The following is a 17050-nucleotide window of genomic DNA, read 5'->3' on the forward strand; positions in this document are numbered from 1 at the left end:
CGGCAGAAAGCCGCCATGCCTGTGCTGCGCGAGGACATCGAGACCGGCGTGCTGCGGGAGCGGCCAACCCGGTAGTCTGACGCGCGGTCGGCCTGCGCGCCTTCCTCCGCGAACGTAGCGCCAGCTTCCAACCGGGTGCGCCGGGGCTCAACCTCGGGTCAATCTGACTGTCTCAGGTCGTGCACGAACAGGCTGTCGCGTTCGGCTGACACCCGAGTTTGGCTCGCGGCCCGGTGTGCGAGAATACGCCGCGACCAGAAGCTGACTTGCTCCGGTCGCCAAAACACAACGCGGAGACGATATTGGCCAAGAATCTCCTCTACGGCTTGGTAACGATGGTACTTGCAACATCGGCGTTTGCCGGCGAGCGCTACATAGAAGTATGGAACCCGCCGGAGGCGCGCAGTTCCGCCGCGAAATACCTGAAGCCATCGGCGCACAAACGGAAGAATAGCCGTGTGGCTCCTCCTGCGACAAGTAGCCGCACGCGTCGAGTAGCGAAAAAATCACCGTTACGGCTGGCCACAACGTCAAGGCCGGGCAGGCTGACATTCAACGACATTCCGCGGCAGGTTACGCCAGAGGGCAACGTGCTTCGGGTAGCAGGCGGCCAGTCTCGAGCTGACGTTGAGCGCTGATTCAGTCCGAGCGCTACAAGGGTTACGTCCTGTGGTGGACACCGTATTGTTCCCGCGCGGTACGAGGCGAGGTCGGGCTGTTTGGTTATGGCAGAAAGAGGGTGGTTTGCCACCTGCCCAACGCCGTCTGCCGCCCCAGGATGCGGTGCCCACGCCGATAAGGACTCCGGTTGAGCGAACTTTAGCCGACTAGGTGTCTTGGACTCGCGAGCAAGGGGGAGATGTTGCGCGCGTGGTTAGGATGCTCGTGAGGCCGGCGTTACCAGGGTATGGCGAAACGTTGCCTTATCGCATGGCCCCACGCGAAAGGGAGCAGGCGTGGTGATTGGTGCGGACAAGGGTTACGATGCCGAAGAATTCATTTAGGCCTGCGAGTACTTCAGCTAACGCAGTTGCTGTTGGGCGCTTCTATAGGTGCCTGGCGTCATTCCGGTCCAGTGGCGAAAGGCCCGGTGGAACACGGCAGGCGTGCTAAAGCCCAAGGCGTATGAAATCTCGGCCAACGAGACATCCCTGCGCGCCAAGTTCAGCATGGCTAAGTCCCTGCGCAACTCATCCTTGATGCCTTGGAAGGACAAATCCTCGTCTTGCAACCTGCGTATCAGTGTCCGCTCTGACATGTGCAGTTGGTGCGCAACCTCGCTCAGTGTGCGACGCAAGTCTGCGTACAGCAACTCACGAACCTTCAGTCGGAGCGCATGCTCGTGAAAGGAAGTGAATATCCAATCGCGCGGGGCTCTTTCCAAGAAGGCACGAACGTCGGCAGCACTCCGTCCCGGCCTAACTTTTCCCAACTCAGAACGGAACGAGATTCGGGAGATGTCCCCCTCGAACTCAATCGGTGCAGGAAAGAGAATTGAGTAGTCGGCCGCGAAGGGCGGGCGCTGGAATGCAAAGACTACTTTGTGGACGGGGACCTCATGACCAACCAGCCATGAGACTATGCCGTGAGTGAGTTTAAGCATCAAGGCATGTCCGAACCGGTTCGCGACCGTATTTGGAGAGAGAGGAATCAACTCCATGCATATAGTGCTCTCACCTTGAGCTAGGTTTAGCTGATAGTCGTCCAGCAGCAAATTCCAGACTTGTGTGAACCGGTACAGCGCCACGCTAATCGTCGGGGCATCCAGAACCGCACGGACAATGTACTTCAACGCGCCTGCGCGGATGGGGCGGCTCCATAGTCCCATCATTTCGTCACCTGTTGCCGCGGCCACTTCCTTGTAGAGGTTGACCAGTTGGTCATGCGTCAGCCGAGAGGCCGGATGGTCAATGAACTCTTTGACGATGCCAGCCCCCTTCAGGCACTCGTCCAGAACGCAATTCGGATACACAGCCCGTAGGCTTGCAAGCAAGTCTTGGACAAGGTCCAACGAGACTGTCGCCGTTTGCAAGTTTGCGGGGACCATATCCCTCGCTTCTTCCTTGGATGGAAGACTCGCGATGTTGGTCGTAGCGATGGCCATACATGTCTCGAAGAAGCGGGTTGGGATGTTCGGTAGCCTCCGGTGGCGCGCGAACGCCCGGTCAGTGGCGCCTCGGGGAACTCTGCCTGGTCAGATTCCGCAACCTCGGCCTGTCCTATGCTGCAGCGTACACCTCTGCATTTCCGCTCCAAGAGTTTACCCGAGGTCCACCAAGCAGTTGGTTACCATCGTGGCAGTTTTTGCATATCTGACGTCGGTATTGGAGATTGGGCAGCGATGGAGGTCACGTATAAAGTGACAGAAGTGGACGAGGCGTTGATGGCGGACCTCACACCTAGACGAAGCCTGGTTGTACGGTGAGGAGGGTTGTTAGTCCAAGTTGCATGGGACGGGGGTGGATGTCGCGAGGACGAGGTCAGAAGGCGCCAGCCTGCAAACGCAGCATGGCGACATTTGCATCTCCGAGCGTCCCTCGTCAAGCAGAAAAGGTCGCGTAAACCCGAAGCCTTCTTTGCCTTGACGGGTAAGTGATGGCCCCATATAGTTGACTGGCCGTCTAGTGAGATTTCTGTGCAAGACGAACATTGGGGAGCACATAGACAGGTCTAGGACGCAATCGCTGGCCACTGCATCATGGGAATAGTTGACTGGCCATCTAGTAGTCCATTGTGCGACCTGAGTGCTCGGTGAATCAACGTACTCATTTAAATCCCTCCATGCGCGCTGCCTTTTGGGGCGCCAACAACCGAAGGAAATCCATATGTCAATCGAACAGTTCCGCGCCCTGGTTCTTCGGGAAGAAGAGAAGAAAACCAAAGCCGCCATTGAGACACTGGGTCTGGAGGCGCTGCCCGACGAAGACACCCTCGTGCAGATTGACTATTCGACGCTCAACTTTAAGGATGCGCTCGCCGTTACGGGCCGCGGAAAAATCGTCAAGTCGTGGCCGCTGGTGCCGGGTATCGACTTCGCCGGGACCGTGGTCGAGTCGTCCAATTCGAACTTCAAGGCTGGGACGAAAGTTGTTCTGACCGGCTGGAGCGTGGGTGAGAAGTATTGGGGGGGGTATTCGCAGTTCCAGCGAGTCAAGAGCGACTGGCTCGTGCCTCTGCCCGAGGGACTTAGCACCCGCCAAGCCATGATGGTCGGTACTGCGGGCTTTACGGGCATGCTGTGCGTCAATGCCCTGGAGCGCGCCGGCGTGAGTCCGAAGAGTGGCCCTGTGTTGGTCACGGGTGCCGCGGGCGGCGTGGGTAGTGTTGCCGTCGCCATCCTGAAGAAACTCGGCTACAGCGTGACCGCGCTGACGGGTGACCCGGCAAAACACGATTACGTTGCAACCCTGGGCGCGGCCGATTTCGCAGATGGCCCGCAATGGGCGGAGTCTCCGCGTCCCTTGGAAGGCCAGCGCTGGGCGGCGGCCATCGACACGGTGGGTTCCAAGGTTCTGGCACGAGTCCTCGCAGAAATGAACTACGGCGGTGTAGTTGCAGCATGCGGCCTGGCCGGTGGTGCGGACCTGCCTACCACCGTTATGCCCTTCATTCTGCGCAATGTAAATCTGATTGGCGTGGACTCAGTGATGCTGCCTACGCCAGAGCGCATCATGACCTGGAAGAGGGTTGTGTACGACCTCCCGATGCAGATGCTGGAAGGCATCACCGCGACCACTGTTTCGCTTGACGAGGTGAAGAGCGCCTCTGAGCGGATGCTCGATGGGAAGCTGAAAGGCCGAGTCCTGGTCGACGTAAATGCCAAGTAACCACGCATAAGCGAACTCGTACCAAATCAAAAAGGAGACTGAAATGAGTGAAGCCGTTGTTAAGGTAGAACTGCGAGGCCCCGCCGCGTGGGTGACGATTAACCGTCCAAGCAAGCTGAATGCGCTGTCGTCGGAAGTGGTCAAGACGATGACGAACACCATTCGTGAACTCGAGGCTAACGACGAAGTTCGCGTCATCGTTATCACGGGCGAAGGAAAGAATTTCTCGGTGGGGTATGACATTGCCGAGGAAGTGGAAGCCGGGATTGCACGCCCCGAAGATTGGCACGGTGCCCTGACCAGGAACGTTGGCCTGTCGATGGCAGTGTGGTCCGTGACGAAGCCGACCATTGCCGCCGTGGATGGCTGGTGCTTGGCTGGTGCATGCGAGCTCGCGATGGCCTGCGACATGATTATCGCGACGGACCGGTCGAACTTCGGCGAGCCGGAAATTCGCTTCGGATCCGGCCCGGTCACGCTGCTGATGCCTTTCCTGATTGGTCAAAAGAAGACGAATGAACTGCTTCTGACTGGCGATGTCATCACGGCCGCGGAAGCTGAACGCCTGGGTCTGATCAATCGCGTGACCAAACCTGAGGACCTGCAGGCAACGGTGACTCGTCTTGCTGAGCGCATCAGCATCACTCCTCCCATCACCCTGAAGCTGACGAAGATTGCACTGACGCGGGCCTATGAAGCCATGGGGCTGCGGAATGCTGTCAACGTGAACCTCGACCTGGCTGCAACCTTGAATGCGGCGTACTCGCCGGAGAAGGCGGAGTTCGGTGAGCGCGTGAAGAACGATGGACTGCGCAGTGCGCTCAACTGGCGCGATTCCCGCTACGGGAAGCTGGAAGCTGATTCGAAAGAGTAACAGGACGCGCTTTAGCTTCCTTCGTGGAACGGAGAATCAATATGCAATCCACGATGCAGGCGCAACAGCTCGGTGTCCCCCTGCTGTTGCGCCACATCCAACGCGTCACCGGCCGCTCCCGGGTGTACACCCCGGAAAAGGTCGAAGGCGTACCGTTTTCAGTCATCGCTGAGAGAGCCGGACGTCTCGCCAATGCTTTGGGCGCGCTCGGCTGCTCAGCAGATGCTGTGGTGGGCACATTGTGTGCGGCAACGCAAGAACACCTGGAGGCGTATCTGGGAGTCCCGGGGTCGGGGAGGGTACTCCATACGATTAACGTCCGGCTGCATGATGACCAAGTCGAGTACGTAATTAATCACGGCGGAGATGAGGTTATCGTTTGCGACGCTGCGCAAAGCGTGCGCCTTCTTCGAATCCTTCCGAAGTGTTTGACTGTCAGGGCAGTCATTCTTGTGGGTTCCATTCCCGAGGGACTTCCCAAGGTCCCTGGTGTGACCGTATGCAACTACGAGGATTTGCTCGCAAAGGCGACTCCTCAGGTTGAATGGGCCGACGTGAAGGAGGATAGGGCGGCAATCGTCTGCTACACCGGTGGCACCACTGGCATGCCGAAGGGTGTCGCATACAGTCATCGCTCGCTCTGGCTGCAGGCAATGTCTTTGTGTACGGCCAATTCGCTGGCCCTTGGAGCGACGACACGCATCCTTCCAGCTGTTCCCCTCTACCACGTTAATGGTTGGGGCATTCCCTTCGCAGCACTGATGGCCGGCTCGGAGATGGTGCTTCCGGGTCAGTCCCTGCATGCCAAAGACCTGCTGGGACTTATCGATCGGCACGCGCCGACCTTGGCGGCAGGCGTACCCACCATCTGGGCGGACGTGCTGGAGCTGGTTCGTTCGCGGGGCGGGCGGAACTTGGGGGCTATCAAAGCCATCAGCTGCGGGGGCGCCCAAGTGCCGACCACGCTGGCGTCCGCTTATGCGGAGATGGGCATTGACATGCACCAGGCTTGGGGAATGACCGAGACGTCATCGATGTCCGCAATCTGCAAGACGCCACCGTGGGCAACATCCGACGCGGAGCGGGCTCGCTATCGTGCAACGCAAGGCCGTGTTGTCTGCGGCCTGGAGGTCCGCGTTGCTGAGATTGGCGGGGGTCCTCTTCCCAATGACGGCCAGACGGTAGGTGAAATCCAGATTCGCGGTCCCTGGGTCACCGCAAGCTACCTGGGTAGCGATGACCGGGAGAACTTCGACGGCGACTGGCTACGTACGGGCGACCTTGGAACCTTGGATGCGGACGGCTACGTTTGCCTTTCCGACCGCGCGAAGGATGCCATCAAGTCCGGCGGGGAATGGATTCCGTCCCTTGCCCTTGAGGAGGCCATCAGGTCGCACCCTTTCATCGATGACGTGGCAGTTGTTGCGGTGGAAGACCCCCGATGGCAAGAGCGTCCGGCAGCGGTAATTGTCCTCAAGTCCGGCGTCACGGCGAACTCTGAAGAACTGTCCAGTTGGCTGCAAACAGTGGTTGCCCGGTGGTGGGTGCCAAGCCAGTGGGTAGTCACGGAAGTACTTCCCCGCACTTCGGTGGGAAAAATCGACAAGAAGCGCATCCGTCAGATGCTGAGTCAAGGTGAATTTGCAAGTTGCTAGCGGGGTGCCGAGTGCGTAGTTCCCGAGCTACGCACGAACGAGCGCCTTCTTTTTCAAATCTTCACGGAGAATTCCCATGAGCAATCAACCCTATCTGGACCCCAAAGCCCTTTCCGAAACGGTAGCCGCTGTGCGCGAAAACCCGAAGCTAGGGAAAGTTACCTTCTCGCTGGAAAGCACGTCCAACGGTGCCCTGCGCATGCAATCGCAAACCGGCGCATTGCGTCAGGCTGGCGAGGCCGACAAGAGCCGCCAAGGCAAATTCAGTCTTCAGACGGACGAGCCGGTTTCTCTGCTGGGCACCGACCAGGCTGTGAGCCCGGCGGAGTATGTGCTGCAGGGACTCGCTGGTTGCTACGGCGTTACGCTGGCCGCTTGCGCTGCAACCCGCGGAATCCAAATCAAGCGAATCGACCTTGACCTCGAGTTCGACATCGACCTGGTCGGCTTCCTTGGCATTGACAAATCTGTGCGCCCCGGCGCTCAGGAAATCAAGGTGAAGGTGCGCCTCGATTGCCCCGAAGCATCGCAAGCACAGCAGCAGGAACTCATCGCGGCCCTGGAAGCAGCATCGCCAATCCGCGACACGCTCGCGAATCCGGTGAAGGTTACGACGCTGCTCGCATAACTCGAATCGAAAAGCCGGCGGGCCAGGTATCACCATTCCCCTGGCCCGCAAGCTTCTCCTCAACTATCGAGTACCGAGTTTGAGCGAATCACAGCTCGCGCATCAAGGTGCGAGCTAAGTAAAAAAATAATTCAGGAGACAAACATGTACGTGAAAGCAGGGGGCTCCCCGGCAGCGCAGAGGCGCAACGAGTTGGTCGATGCATTGGCTGCCTTCCGCTGATGTAAGCCTTTCCTTACGGGCAAGGGGATTACAGATAGCCCGATTACTAGCGTGAAAAATGCCTTTAGCGGCCTACTTTTTCACAAAAACTAGATGACCAGTCAACTGGTAAATTCGGCGCGCCTGCCAAATCGCAGGCACCGATGTCTACTGCGCTAACCGGAGACAAGCGATGGCCTTTTCCGATTCGAACTCACCCGCCGGGATACCCACAGATTCTGAGGCGATTGTTGGAGGTAGCTTCATTCGGCGTCTCAGCCGACTATGCGTGCGCCTGGTAGAGCAGGTCATGCCCGACCCGTATGTCATTGCTGTGCTGCTCACTGCGGTGACTTGCGTGTTGGCTTATGCAATCGCCCCTAAGGGCACGGTCCCAGAAATCCTCACGGGCTGGTACGACGGTGTCTTCAAGATTGCCAGTTTCGCCTTTCTTGTCGCTCTGACTTTGGTGACCGGACATGCGTTGTCCACTTCAAAGCCGGTGGCAAAATTGCTGTCCGCAACTGCAGATAGGGCTACTACTCCTGCGGGCGCGATGGTCCTGACGTTCTTCGTCTCCTTGATTAGCACCCTGTTGAACTGGGCGTTTGGGCTGGTAGTCACGGCGCTGTTCGCCCGAGAGGTTGCCAAGCGAGTTCGAGTTGATTTCGCCTGGCTGGTGGCAGCGGCATACGCAGGGTGGTCGTTCTACGTGTGCGGCATTTCGAGTTCCATTGCGCTGCTAAGCGCAAGCAGTGGTTCTCCAATGAACATCATCGAGAAGCTCACCGGCAAGGTGCTTCCGATGAAGGACTTTCTGTTCTCGCCGCTCAACTACGTCCCGCTTCTGGTGCTCGCAGTTCTCATCCCGCTTGTCTTCTGGCTGATGATGCCCAGCGCGAAGGAAGCCGTCCCCGCAGACCCGGAGAAGCTGAAGAGGGAAGACTCCATCGCAGCGGACCCGCCGGCACCGAAGTCCATCGCTGGCTGGTTGAATCACAGCCGGCTGGTCAACCTCCTGCTTGTGGGCGTTGGTGCATGGTATATCGGCATGAAGGCAGCGAGCGGTTCCTTCAAGCTCGACCTCAACATGCTTGTACTGATTTTCCTGCTGCTGGGACTGCTGATGCACGGGTCGTCACATGCATACCTTAAGGCTGTCAACAATGCCGCCCGGGTTGCCGGCCCGATTCTGCTGCAGTTTCCCCTGTATGGCGGGATTATGGGAATCATGACCGCTACCGGTCTGGCGGACTGGATGTCGGAAATCTTTGTCCAGTACTCCTCGACTAATACGCTGTCGTTCTGGACGTTCATGTCCTCCCTCATCGTCAGCGTATTCGTGCCAAGTGCTGGCGGACACTGGGTTGTGCAAGCTCCCTTTGCAGTCCCGGCAGCGACCAGCCTGGGAGTGCCACCGGCGGCTGTAGCCATCGCGGTTGCACTGGGCGAGGGTGCTGCGGACATGATTCAGCCGATGTGGGCAATCCCGCTGCTTGCCATTGCTGGCGTCGGCCTCGGGCGCGTTATGGGCTACACGCTCATCATCTTCTTCGTCATGTGTGCTGTAATGGGCGGCGTGCTACTCGCGCTTCCGCACGGCTAATCCGCATTCGGGCTACTGACATTGCTCCAAGGTGGACCTCGGGTTACTACGCGATCCTTCGTACAGGATGTTCTGCGTAACTGCCTGAGGTCCCAACAGAAACTCATCGAACCGGTGACTATAGTGGACAGAAATCTCGCAACCAGTCTCGAGAATGCCGCTCTCGCATACGGGGAACGTATGGCGTTGTGTGGGGAGGGATACGATCTCACCTATGCGCAATTTCTGGCGCGTTCTCGCGAGGTTGCTACACAACTACGCGAAGTCGGAATTGAGGCACATGACCCAGTGATGGTGAAGTGCTCGAACCACCCACTGGATTTCGTTGCCTTCTTCGGAGTTTGGATGGCCGGAGGGGTTGTTGCACCGGTTCATCGCACCACACCTGAAGCGGTAACGGCAGCCATGCAAGGTAAGGCGAAGTGCCGCTTTGCGTTGGACCTCCTTTCCGACAGCGATAGCCTCGTCAACTTGTGGCGAGGCGGCGAGGCACCCAATGCAGACGAAAGCCGGGAAAAGACGCTTCGGGATGGTGCGCTGATTATCTTCACGTCGGGCTCGACTGGGCTGCCAAAGGCTGCCGTGCTTTCGCACACTGCCTTCTCTGGGAAGCTCGACCAAAACCAGCGGCAGTTCTCTCTGTCACCCGAGACAGTGACCATGCTGGTGCTGAACAATACTTTCAGTTTTGGCATCTGGGTGGCGCTGCTGACTCTGTTGGCTGGCGGCCGGTTGGTAACACAGGCGCGATTCTCGCCGGCCGAGTTCCTCGACGCGCTGGCACGCGAGCGGGTCTCCTTTCTAGGCGTCGTGCCAACCATGGTGCGAGCAACTTTTAGCGCCCTGACGGATGAGCAGCTCGCACACGCGAAAGCCCGCCTACAGGATGTCAGACGTTTGAGCGCCATGGTCATCGGCGGCGAGCCGCTCGGGAAAGACCTGTCGGTAGCGCTGCGTGCCTTCATTCAGCCCGCATCTCTCTATGACGTCTACGGCCTGACGGAAACATCAACAAGCGACTTTGTGCTCGAGCCCAGGGACTATCAGTCGCACGAGGGAACCATTGGCAAGCCGTTTCCGGGCATTTCGTTCCGCGTCGTTAGCAGCGAAGGGGAGGGCGCAGAAGGTGCGCCGGGCGAACTACAGCTAATGAGCCCCTACCTGATGAACGGCTATCTCGGCGACGAGGAGCTCACGGCCGCAGCTTTCGAGGGCGGTTGGTTCCGTACCGGTGACCTGGCAATTCGTCACGACGACGGATTCGTATCCATCGTTGGCCGCTTGAAGGACGTTATCGTCCGCGGCGGAAACAAGGTGACGCCCGTCGAGGTGGAGCGCGCGCTGACCAGCTGCACCGGCATCGCAGCTGCCCTGGTAACAGGCACCACTGACCCAGTGATGGGCCAGCGAATCCAGGCACTGTTGATACCCAAAGCAGGCGTCAACCTTGATGCCAGGGTGATGCGAAGCGAGCTCGCATGCGTGCTTGAGAAGTTCAAGCATCCCGACATCTGCTACGTCGGTACGGAATTGCCTACGGGACGTACTGGCAAGGTCGACCGTGGCCAGCTCTCAAAATGGCTGGCCACTCAGCCGGTCCAGCAACTTCCCTTCTGGAGCGCCTGAAAGGGTCCTCCTACTACGCCACGACATCATGAACTCTACCGGTCAGTTCGAATCAATCCAGGTTGAAGTAAGCGATAGCGGTGTCGCTCACTTGATGCTCAATCGACCACAACGGCTCAACGCACTGTCCAAAAGCATGCTGCTTGAAATTTGCGACGCGATGACGCAGTTTGAGGGTGACCAGCGCGTGCGAGTGATTGTCCTTAGCGGAGCCGGCAACGGATTCTCCTCTGGCTTCGACTTGAAGGACCAAATGGAGCGACGGCCGAAGGGGCCTCAGGTCTGGAGGGAAATCTTGGACCTGGATTTCACCGCGACGATGAAGTTCTGGCGTAGTACAAAACCAACCATCGCGGCGGTGCATGGTCCGTGCGTGGCAGGCGCCTTTGAAATGGCGCTGGCTTGCGACATGACCATCGCCGCGGAAGACTCGTTTTTTGGTGAGCCCGAGTTGCGGTTCGGCGCCGGCATCGTCACGATGCTGCTGCCATGGATGACGTCGCCAAAGCATGCCAAGCGAATCATCCTCAGCGGTCAGGACCGGGTCAGCGCAAAGCTGGCGATGGAAATGGGCCTAGTCAGTGAGGTTACACCCTCTGGTGAGCATCTCAACTGCGCTTTGCGAATCGCGCGAAACATCGCACGGATGGACCCTGACCTGGTCCAGCAGACCAAGAAGGCCATTCAACGGACATATGACATCCAGGGGTTGGAGGCTGCTCTGGCAACAGCACTGGACATCGACCACGCGATTGAATCTCACGGCTCACCGGATAAGGCGCAGTTCATGGACATCGCCCGTAGCGGTGGATTGAAGGCTGCCTTGGAGTGGCGCGCTCAGCGCTTCGAAGAAGAATGACACGCCTTTCTCAGTATCCGATTGCGGCAATTGTCATCTCCCAGTTCCTGGGGACGTCCCTCTGGTTCAGCCCTAACAGCGCAGCGGAAGATTTGGTGCGCGCTTGGTCGTTGTCAACGTCGCAGTTGGGGCAACTGACGAGCGCGGTGCAGATTGGCTTCATCGTCGGGACGCTTCTCCTTTCCACGTCGGGCCTTGCGGACCGCTTCCAGGCGAGCCGAATCTTCGCCGTTTCTTGCTTGCTGGGCTCTGCCTTCAATGCGTTGTTCGCGCTGGCGCCTCTCTCGTTCCACCAAGCGCTTCTTTCCAGATGCGCTGTGGGCGTCTGCCTTGCCGGCATCTATCCCCTTGGGATGAAGATGGTCATCTCTTGGTCGAAGGCAAATGCTGGCCATACACTTGGCTTGCTTGTGGCGATGCTCACCATGGGAACGGCGCTGCCGCATGGTGTCCGCGCGTTGGGCGGGGGATGGTCGTGGCAAGCGGTTGTCTTGACATCGTCAGCGCTCGCCGTTGCGGGTGGGGCAATCATCGCATTGCTCGGTGATGGGCCGTATCTGACCCGCAGCCAGGGCGTGCGCAAGTCATCCTGGGGGCAGGCAATCACGGTCTTTCGTGACCCGACGTTCCGCTCTTCCGCCATCGGCTACTTTGGCCACATGTGGGAGCTCTACGCGTTCTGGACTGCTGTGCCCTTCCTTGTAGCAGGAGTCATGTCGGCGGCCTCGCGGGAGCTGTCGGCCCTTGTCGCGTTTTCCATCATCGCCTCCGGCGCGTTCGGCTGTATCGCGGCAGGGAGAATGAGCCAGCGGGTCGGCAGTGCCCGTGTTGCAGCCGTGGCATTAGCGACGTCTGGCGGGATGTGCCTGATTTATCCCATCGTGGCTGCTCATGCAAGTGCCTCATTGTGCATTGCGGTCCTGCTGATATGGGGGGTGGCTGTCATCGCTGATTCTGCTCAGTTTTCAGCCATCTCAGGTCGAGCTTGCCCGCCGCACCTGGTGGGAAGCGCATTTGCCATTCAGAACAGCATTGGCTTCCTCATCACCGTGCTGCCCATCAACTTAGTGACAGTAAACATCGGTAGTCTCGGGGCCAACGTAGCTTGGCTGCTGCTGCCGGGGCCGATAGTGGGGTTGGTGTTTTTCCGCGGGTTGCTCTCGCTGCAAGTGACCAAACAGTTGGGGTAGGTCTCAACAAGGGGTAAGCCGTTCGCCGTTAGGCACGGGTTGATGACACGAAGCCGACTCATGAGGACTAGTTGACCAGTCAGCCAACTTTTACTATCATGATTTCGTTAAGTTGCCATGTCTGCGTCTTGTGCGCGCAGCGCTGGGAGATAAGGGGAATCCTTTGACTGAGAAATCGAAAGGAATGGAGAAACCGGTACGCGCGAAGCGCGACGCGAACAAGCGCGAGGATTTGGTGCGCATCGGGGTCGCGGTATTCACCGAGAAGGGTTTTTACAATACCCCAATCGATGAAATTGTCGCTGCGGCTGGTGTGCCGAAGGGTTCGTTTGCCTACTACTTCGGTAGCAAGGATGCCTACACGCTGACCGTCATCGAACGTTACGCGGAATACTTCAACAAGAAGCTCGACCGAATTCTTTCCGATGTGACGGTAGAACCGATAGAAAGAATCGAAGCCTTTATGGATGAGGCGACGGCCGGTATGGAGCGCTTCGAATTTCGGCGCGGTTGCCTCGTAGGCAACCTTGGCCAGGAGCTAGCGGCGCTCGATGAAGCCTTTCGACAAGCCTTACTGGCAACCGTCCGCGGCTGGCAACGTCGCACCCAGGTTTGCTTGGAGGAGGCGCAGCATGCCGGTCAACTCTCCGAGAAAGCAGACGTCGAAGGCCTGTCTCGACTGTTCTGGTATGCGTGGGAGGGGGCTGTGCTCGGCGCCAAGCTCGAAAAATCTCGGGCCCCTTTAGATGCTGTGAGCCAGGCCTTCATCGGACAGTTGCGGGCACTCGGTCCCAATTCGATTAATCAATCCTTGAGTATCTCGCCTGCCCAAAAAGCTGCACCTCGCAAGCGCGCCGGAGCACCTCGAGCTGCCTGAGAGTGTTCCCTTGTTCCGTTCCCGGCCCGGGAGTTCGCGCGCGTAAGGCCTGAGTGGAAGCCCCACGCAGTACCTACGTCACGACTTGAGGACGCAAATGCGTTTAATTCTCTTGGGCGCTCCAGGCGCCGGAAAAGGCACGCAAGCAAAGTTCATCTGCGAGAAGTTTGCTATTCCGCAAATCTCAACTGGCGACATGCTGCGTGCAGCAGTGAAGGCGGGAACTCCTCTGGGCATAGAGGCCAAGAAGACCATGGAAATGGGTGGCCTGGTGTCCGACGACCTCATCATCGGCCTGGTGAAGGACCGGCTGATGGAGGACGACTGCAAGAATGGGTATTTGTTTGATGGTTTCCCGCGGACTATCCCGCAGGCCACAGCCATGAAAGATGCAGGCGTTCCGATTGACTATGTATTGGAGATCGATGTCCCCTTTGAAGCCATCATTGAACGTATGAGTGGACGGAGAGTTCATGCCGCCTCCGGCCGAACGTACCACGTCAAGTTCAATCCACCCAAGAGCGAAAACGTGGATGACGAAACCGGAGAACCGCTCATTCAACGAGACGATGACAAGGAGGAAATCGTCAGGAAGCGCCTTGAGGTCTATGCCAAGCAAACACGGCCGCTGGTCGACTATTACTTCGGATTGACGGCGAACAAAGAGACGTCTGGAAGCGCGTTGAAGCCGATATACCGGAAAGTAGTCGGGCTGGGGAATGTGAACGAGATAACTTCGCGGATGCTTGAAGCTCTGAATTCCTAAGTAAGAACAGCGCAGTGAACAAGTACCCTGAGGCGACATGAAAGCCGTTTGCACAGCGGCCTCGCAGAGATGACTTCGCGATTGGTCGGCCTGCTTAAGTCGGTGGCGTTCTACATGCCTGCGTAGGACGACTCGCCGAGGCCAGGTTTTGACCCCCAGTAGCAAATTCCAATTGGCAAGGAGGATGTTGCCGAGCAAGACTCAGAAATCGCTTAAACTTTCGCAGTAGATGACTAGTCATCTACTGCGAGGGCTGCGGGATAGGGTTTATGCGCGGCACTCCGAAGGCTTTATCGAGGAGCAGTGGTATGAAAAGAGTCAACGTAGAGGTTTGGTCTGATTTCGTGTGTCCCTGGTGCTGGATTGCAAAGCGACGCTTGGAGAAGGCAGTAAACTCGCTCAGCGGCGAAATTGAAGTCACAGTGACGCACAAGGCATACCGACTGGCGCGAGGCATGGCCCCGGGAGATTTCAAGTTGGCGCTCTTCAACAAGTTTGGCAGCCATATTGCAGCGACGCGGATGATGGAGGCGGTCGCAGCGAATGGCGCCATGGAAGGCTTGACGTACAACTTCGGCACCATGCGCTTCGGCGACACGACCGATGCCCATGTTCTTGTGAAGTCAGTGGTCGACGGAGAGGAAAAGAGTCGCCTTGTTGAACGGCTCTTCGCGGCGAGTACGACCCATGGCCTTGACATCTTCGACAGGGATGTACTGCTCGGCATCGCGAAAAGTGTTGGGATTTCCGATAGGAAAATTGCCTTCGATGACAACAGTAAGCTGTCAGAAATCGCACATGAAGAGAGGGCAATAAATTCCATCGGTAGTGGTGTGCCGTTATTCATTTTCAATGGCAAGTTTTACTTGTCAGGAGCACGGGAAGCGGAGGCCTTCCAGAAGGCATTGCTTCAAACAGCTGTGCACGCAGCTAAACTTGATGAAGACCCTGATGCACCAAGTTGTGGTATTGACGGATGCCACATCTAAGAGGGTTGGCCGGGATTCGAAAAAAATCCGCCACATCTTCGCTAAGCCGCTGATTTGAATACGAAATCGATCGATGGATCGAGTGGCGGCACGCGCCGCTGCAGGTCAAGCAGGTAATCGCCGAACCGGTTGATGTGCTCGCGCCGGTAAGGCGACAACGCCTTGAGAACGTCGGCACTCACCGGATGCCCGCGCTCCTGCAATTCCTTGAGCTTGCGCGACATCCACTGAACGTTGTGGAGGATGACCATGTTGGCGACCAGCTGGTTGTACTTGATCACCTTGCGCTGTTCGTGCCGCAGATTTTCGGCGATGACGCCGTCGCCGCCAAACATCAACCACTGCGCGAAGTCATTGAACTGCTCGCTCTTGTTGGTCGCGGCATGAATGGTACGCCGGAGCTCCGGGTCGTTCAGGTACTTCAGCAAGAACAGCGTGCGGATAACGCGGCCCAGTTCCCGGAACGCGAAGTAAAGCTTATTCTTCGTGCTCTCCGATCCCAGCCGGCGCAGGATGGTCGACGGCGTCATCTTGCCGGCCTTGATCGAGACGGCAACCCGCATCATGTCAGGGTAGTGTCGCTGGATCAGGTCCCAGTCGATGGACCGGCGGCACAGGCGCTCGATATGGTCGTATCGTCGGCGTCGGTCCGCCTTGTATAGCACCAGATCCTTAATATTGCGCATGCGCGGCATCAGATTGATGCCCAGCAGGTAGGATAGGCCAAACACCGGCCCACTCTGCGCTTGGGTGTCGCCGTGAATGGTATCCGGCTGAATCTCAGAGCCATTTCTGATGAGGCCGTCCAGGATGTACACCGCCTCATGCACGCCGCACGGAATGAAGTTGCTGAAGAGGGCGATGTACATATCGGAGACGTGGTAGTAGCCAATCCCGCCATATCCACCATAACGTATGTGATACTCCGACAGTAGATTCTGCTCATACAGAGTCCACTTCGTGCCATCTGCAGACGCGCGTTTGCCACTGCCCCAGTACTTCGGTAGCGCGAATTGATTGTATGCGTTGATGACCTTGACGATGGCCTTGTCGAGCCGTTCCTCCGTGACGTGACGGAGGTTCAGCCAGGCAATTTGCTTGCGGCTCAGCCCCTTGACGGATCGAGCCGTCTGGCTCGGTCCCAGATTGCAGCCGTAGCAGAACAGCGTGCAAATAACTCGCTTGCGAGGGTCATCGAGCTTGGCATCGAAGCCGGACAATGGACCGAACAACCTATGCAGATTTAGCCATTGCTCCGTTTCGGTCAGCACGTCAAGGATGCTGATCTGCGGCATCGATGCGGTGATGGCCTGGTCGATCAGCATCATGTTGGGCGGGTCAGGCGCCTTGCCGGGCCGGTGAATGATCAGCCCCTGTTCTCCGAATTCGATGCCGTCGTTCTCGGGGAAGTTGGCATCCACCTCGTCGAGGGCCGTGCTCAGTTTATCGGACAATGTTTTGACGAAGCTCTTGCCATCCGGTGGCAAGCCAACGATGTCACAGTAATGCGTATTTCGGGGCGCGTGATCAGCGATTTCGGGGGAACGTGATCACCTGTTTCGGGCGGAAGCTGATCGCTGGTTTCGGCGGAACGTGATCACTTCGGCGACGCCGCCGAAATCGGTGATCACGTTCCCGAAACGAGTGATCACGTTGCCGAAATGGGTGATCAAGCAGCCGAAATGGGTGATCACGCACCGTAATGGGGCCGAGCAAGGGTTAGGGCATCTCCTTATACAGAAGTAGTACCGTCTCCACCGTGGGGCATGGAGCCTGAGGCCGTGGAAATTTCGAGGTAAGGGGTTGTTAACTTCGCCTGACTCGCGTTTACTGTCGAGTTTTTAGCAGCGATGGGCAACGAGTCGGGGGCATGGGTGGACGAGGAATTTGAGAGCCTGGATCTAGGTGATCCGCGGCGGGATCGGCGCGCCAAGGAGTTGCTCAAGCGGTTT

Annotated in this window: 14 protein-coding genes and 1 pseudogene; 12 read left to right on the forward strand and 3 right to left on the reverse strand. The window is 57.9% G+C overall.

Going from position 1 to position 17050, the window contains the following annotated elements:
• Nucleotides 1-1021: 1021 nt before the first annotated feature.
• Nucleotides 1022-2104 carry an AraC family transcriptional regulator gene (locus E1J61_RS30175; protein ID WP_243737046.1) on the reverse strand — a complete coding sequence of 361 codons (1083 nt, stop codon included), beginning with the start codon at nucleotides 2102-2104 and terminating at the stop codon, nucleotides 1022-1024.
• Between the two features lie 721 nt (nucleotides 2105-2825).
• Between E1J61_RS30175 and E1J61_RS30180 the strand changes: the two genes are divergently transcribed.
• The 11 genes from E1J61_RS30180 (at nucleotide 2826) to E1J61_RS30230 (ending at nucleotide 15098) form a co-directional block, all read left to right on the forward strand.
• Complete coding sequence (locus E1J61_RS30180; protein WP_133097555.1) at nucleotides 2826-3827, forward strand: MDR family oxidoreductase; 1002 nt, start codon at nucleotides 2826-2828, stop codon at nucleotides 3825-3827.
• Nucleotides 3828-3870: 43 nt separating this feature from the next.
• Nucleotides 3871-4701, forward strand: a complete 831-nt coding sequence (locus E1J61_RS30185) for an enoyl-CoA hydratase/isomerase family protein (protein WP_133097556.1) — start codon at nucleotides 3871-3873, stop codon at nucleotides 4699-4701.
• Nucleotides 4702-4742: 41 nt separating this feature from the next.
• Entirely contained in the window at nucleotides 4743-6356 is a 1614-nt protein-coding gene (locus tag E1J61_RS30190) for a long-chain-fatty-acid--CoA ligase (RefSeq protein WP_133097557.1), read from the forward strand.
• Nucleotides 6357-6432: 76 nt separating this feature from the next.
• Nucleotides 6433-6984: an OsmC family protein gene (locus tag E1J61_RS30195; protein WP_116322766.1), complete on the forward strand. Its 552-nt coding sequence runs from the start codon at nucleotides 6433-6435 to the stop codon at nucleotides 6982-6984.
• A gap of 394 nt (nucleotides 6985-7378) precedes the next feature.
• The gene (locus E1J61_RS30200; RefSeq protein ID WP_133097558.1) at nucleotides 7379-8791 is read left to right on the forward strand and encodes a TIGR00366 family protein; all 1413 of its coding nucleotides are present in this window, start codon (nucleotides 7379-7381) and stop codon (nucleotides 8789-8791) included.
• Nucleotides 8792-8914: 123 nt separating this feature from the next.
• Nucleotides 8915-10417 carry a class I adenylate-forming enzyme family protein gene (locus E1J61_RS30205; RefSeq protein WP_133097559.1) on the forward strand — a complete coding sequence of 501 codons (1503 nt, stop codon included), beginning with the start codon at nucleotides 8915-8917 and terminating at the stop codon, nucleotides 10415-10417.
• 28 nt (nucleotides 10418-10445) lie between these two features.
• Entirely contained in the window at nucleotides 10446-11276 is an 831-nt protein-coding gene (locus E1J61_RS30210; protein ID WP_133097560.1) for an enoyl-CoA hydratase/isomerase family protein, read from the forward strand.
• Nucleotides 11273-12466 (forward strand): MFS transporter, encoded by a 1194-nt coding sequence (locus E1J61_RS30215; protein WP_133097561.1) that lies wholly within the window; start codon nucleotides 11273-11275, stop codon nucleotides 12464-12466. The genes E1J61_RS30210 and E1J61_RS30215 overlap by 4 nt, the downstream gene beginning before the upstream one ends.
• Before the next feature lie 163 nt (nucleotides 12467-12629).
• Nucleotides 12630-13343: a TetR/AcrR family transcriptional regulator gene (locus E1J61_RS30220; protein ID WP_243737047.1), complete on the forward strand. Its 714-nt coding sequence runs from the start codon at nucleotides 12630-12632 to the stop codon at nucleotides 13341-13343.
• A gap of 97 nt (nucleotides 13344-13440) precedes the next feature.
• The gene (gene adk / locus E1J61_RS30225; RefSeq protein ID WP_133097562.1) at nucleotides 13441-14109 is read left to right on the forward strand and encodes an adenylate kinase; all 669 of its coding nucleotides are present in this window, start codon (nucleotides 13441-13443) and stop codon (nucleotides 14107-14109) included.
• A gap of 308 nt (nucleotides 14110-14417) precedes the next feature.
• The gene (locus E1J61_RS30230; RefSeq protein ID WP_133097563.1) at nucleotides 14418-15098 is read left to right on the forward strand and encodes a DsbA family oxidoreductase; all 681 of its coding nucleotides are present in this window, start codon (nucleotides 14418-14420) and stop codon (nucleotides 15096-15098) included.
• Between the two features lie 41 nt (nucleotides 15099-15139).
• Here E1J61_RS30230 and E1J61_RS30235 read toward each other — a convergent pair.
• Together E1J61_RS30235 and E1J61_RS37555 are read right to left on the reverse strand one after the other, a co-directional pair.
• Nucleotides 15140-16603, reverse strand: a pseudogene (locus tag E1J61_RS30235) (Tn3 family transposase); the annotation flags it as partial.
• 45 nt (nucleotides 16604-16648) lie between these two features.
• Entirely contained in the window at nucleotides 16649-16792 is a 144-nt protein-coding gene (locus tag E1J61_RS37555) for a hypothetical protein (protein ID WP_165971575.1), read from the reverse strand.
• 156 nt (nucleotides 16793-16948) lie between these two features.
• On the opposite strand from E1J61_RS37555, the gene E1J61_RS30240 reads away from it, so the two are divergent.
• Nucleotides 16949-17050: transposase DNA-binding-containing protein (locus E1J61_RS30240; RefSeq protein ID WP_133097564.1), on the forward strand; the 102-nt coding region annotated here is incomplete at its 3' end.

The sequence above is a fragment of the Cupriavidus sp. L7L genome (genome assembly GCF_004353535.1).
GTDB lineage: Bacteria > Pseudomonadota > Gammaproteobacteria > Burkholderiales > Burkholderiaceae > Cupriavidus > Cupriavidus oxalaticus_A.

Coding starts and splice junctions, on each gene's coding strand:
- E1J61_RS30175 (WP_243737046.1), bottom strand. CDS start 2,104: ATGGCCATCGCTACGACCAACATCGCGAGTCTTCCATCCAAGGAAGAA.
- E1J61_RS30180 (WP_133097555.1), top strand. CDS start 2,826: ATGTCAATCGAACAGTTCCGCGCCCTGGTTCTTCGGGAAGAAGAGAAG.
- E1J61_RS30185 (WP_133097556.1), top strand. CDS start 3,871: ATGAGTGAAGCCGTTGTTAAGGTAGAACTGCGAGGCCCCGCCGCGTGG.
- E1J61_RS30190 (WP_133097557.1), top strand. CDS start 4,743: ATGCAATCCACGATGCAGGCGCAACAGCTCGGTGTCCCCCTGCTGTTG.
- E1J61_RS30195 (WP_116322766.1), top strand. CDS start 6,433: ATGAGCAATCAACCCTATCTGGACCCCAAAGCCCTTTCCGAAACGGTA.
- E1J61_RS30200 (WP_133097558.1), top strand. CDS start 7,379: ATGGCCTTTTCCGATTCGAACTCACCCGCCGGGATACCCACAGATTCT.
- E1J61_RS30210 (WP_133097560.1), top strand. CDS start 10,446: ATGAACTCTACCGGTCAGTTCGAATCAATCCAGGTTGAAGTAAGCGAT.
- E1J61_RS30215 (WP_133097561.1), top strand. CDS start 11,273: ATGACACGCCTTTCTCAGTATCCGATTGCGGCAATTGTCATCTCCCAG.
- adk (WP_133097562.1), top strand. CDS start 13,441: ATGCGTTTAATTCTCTTGGGCGCTCCAGGCGCCGGAAAAGGCACGCAA.
- E1J61_RS30230 (WP_133097563.1), top strand. CDS start 14,418: ATGAAAAGAGTCAACGTAGAGGTTTGGTCTGATTTCGTGTGTCCCTGG.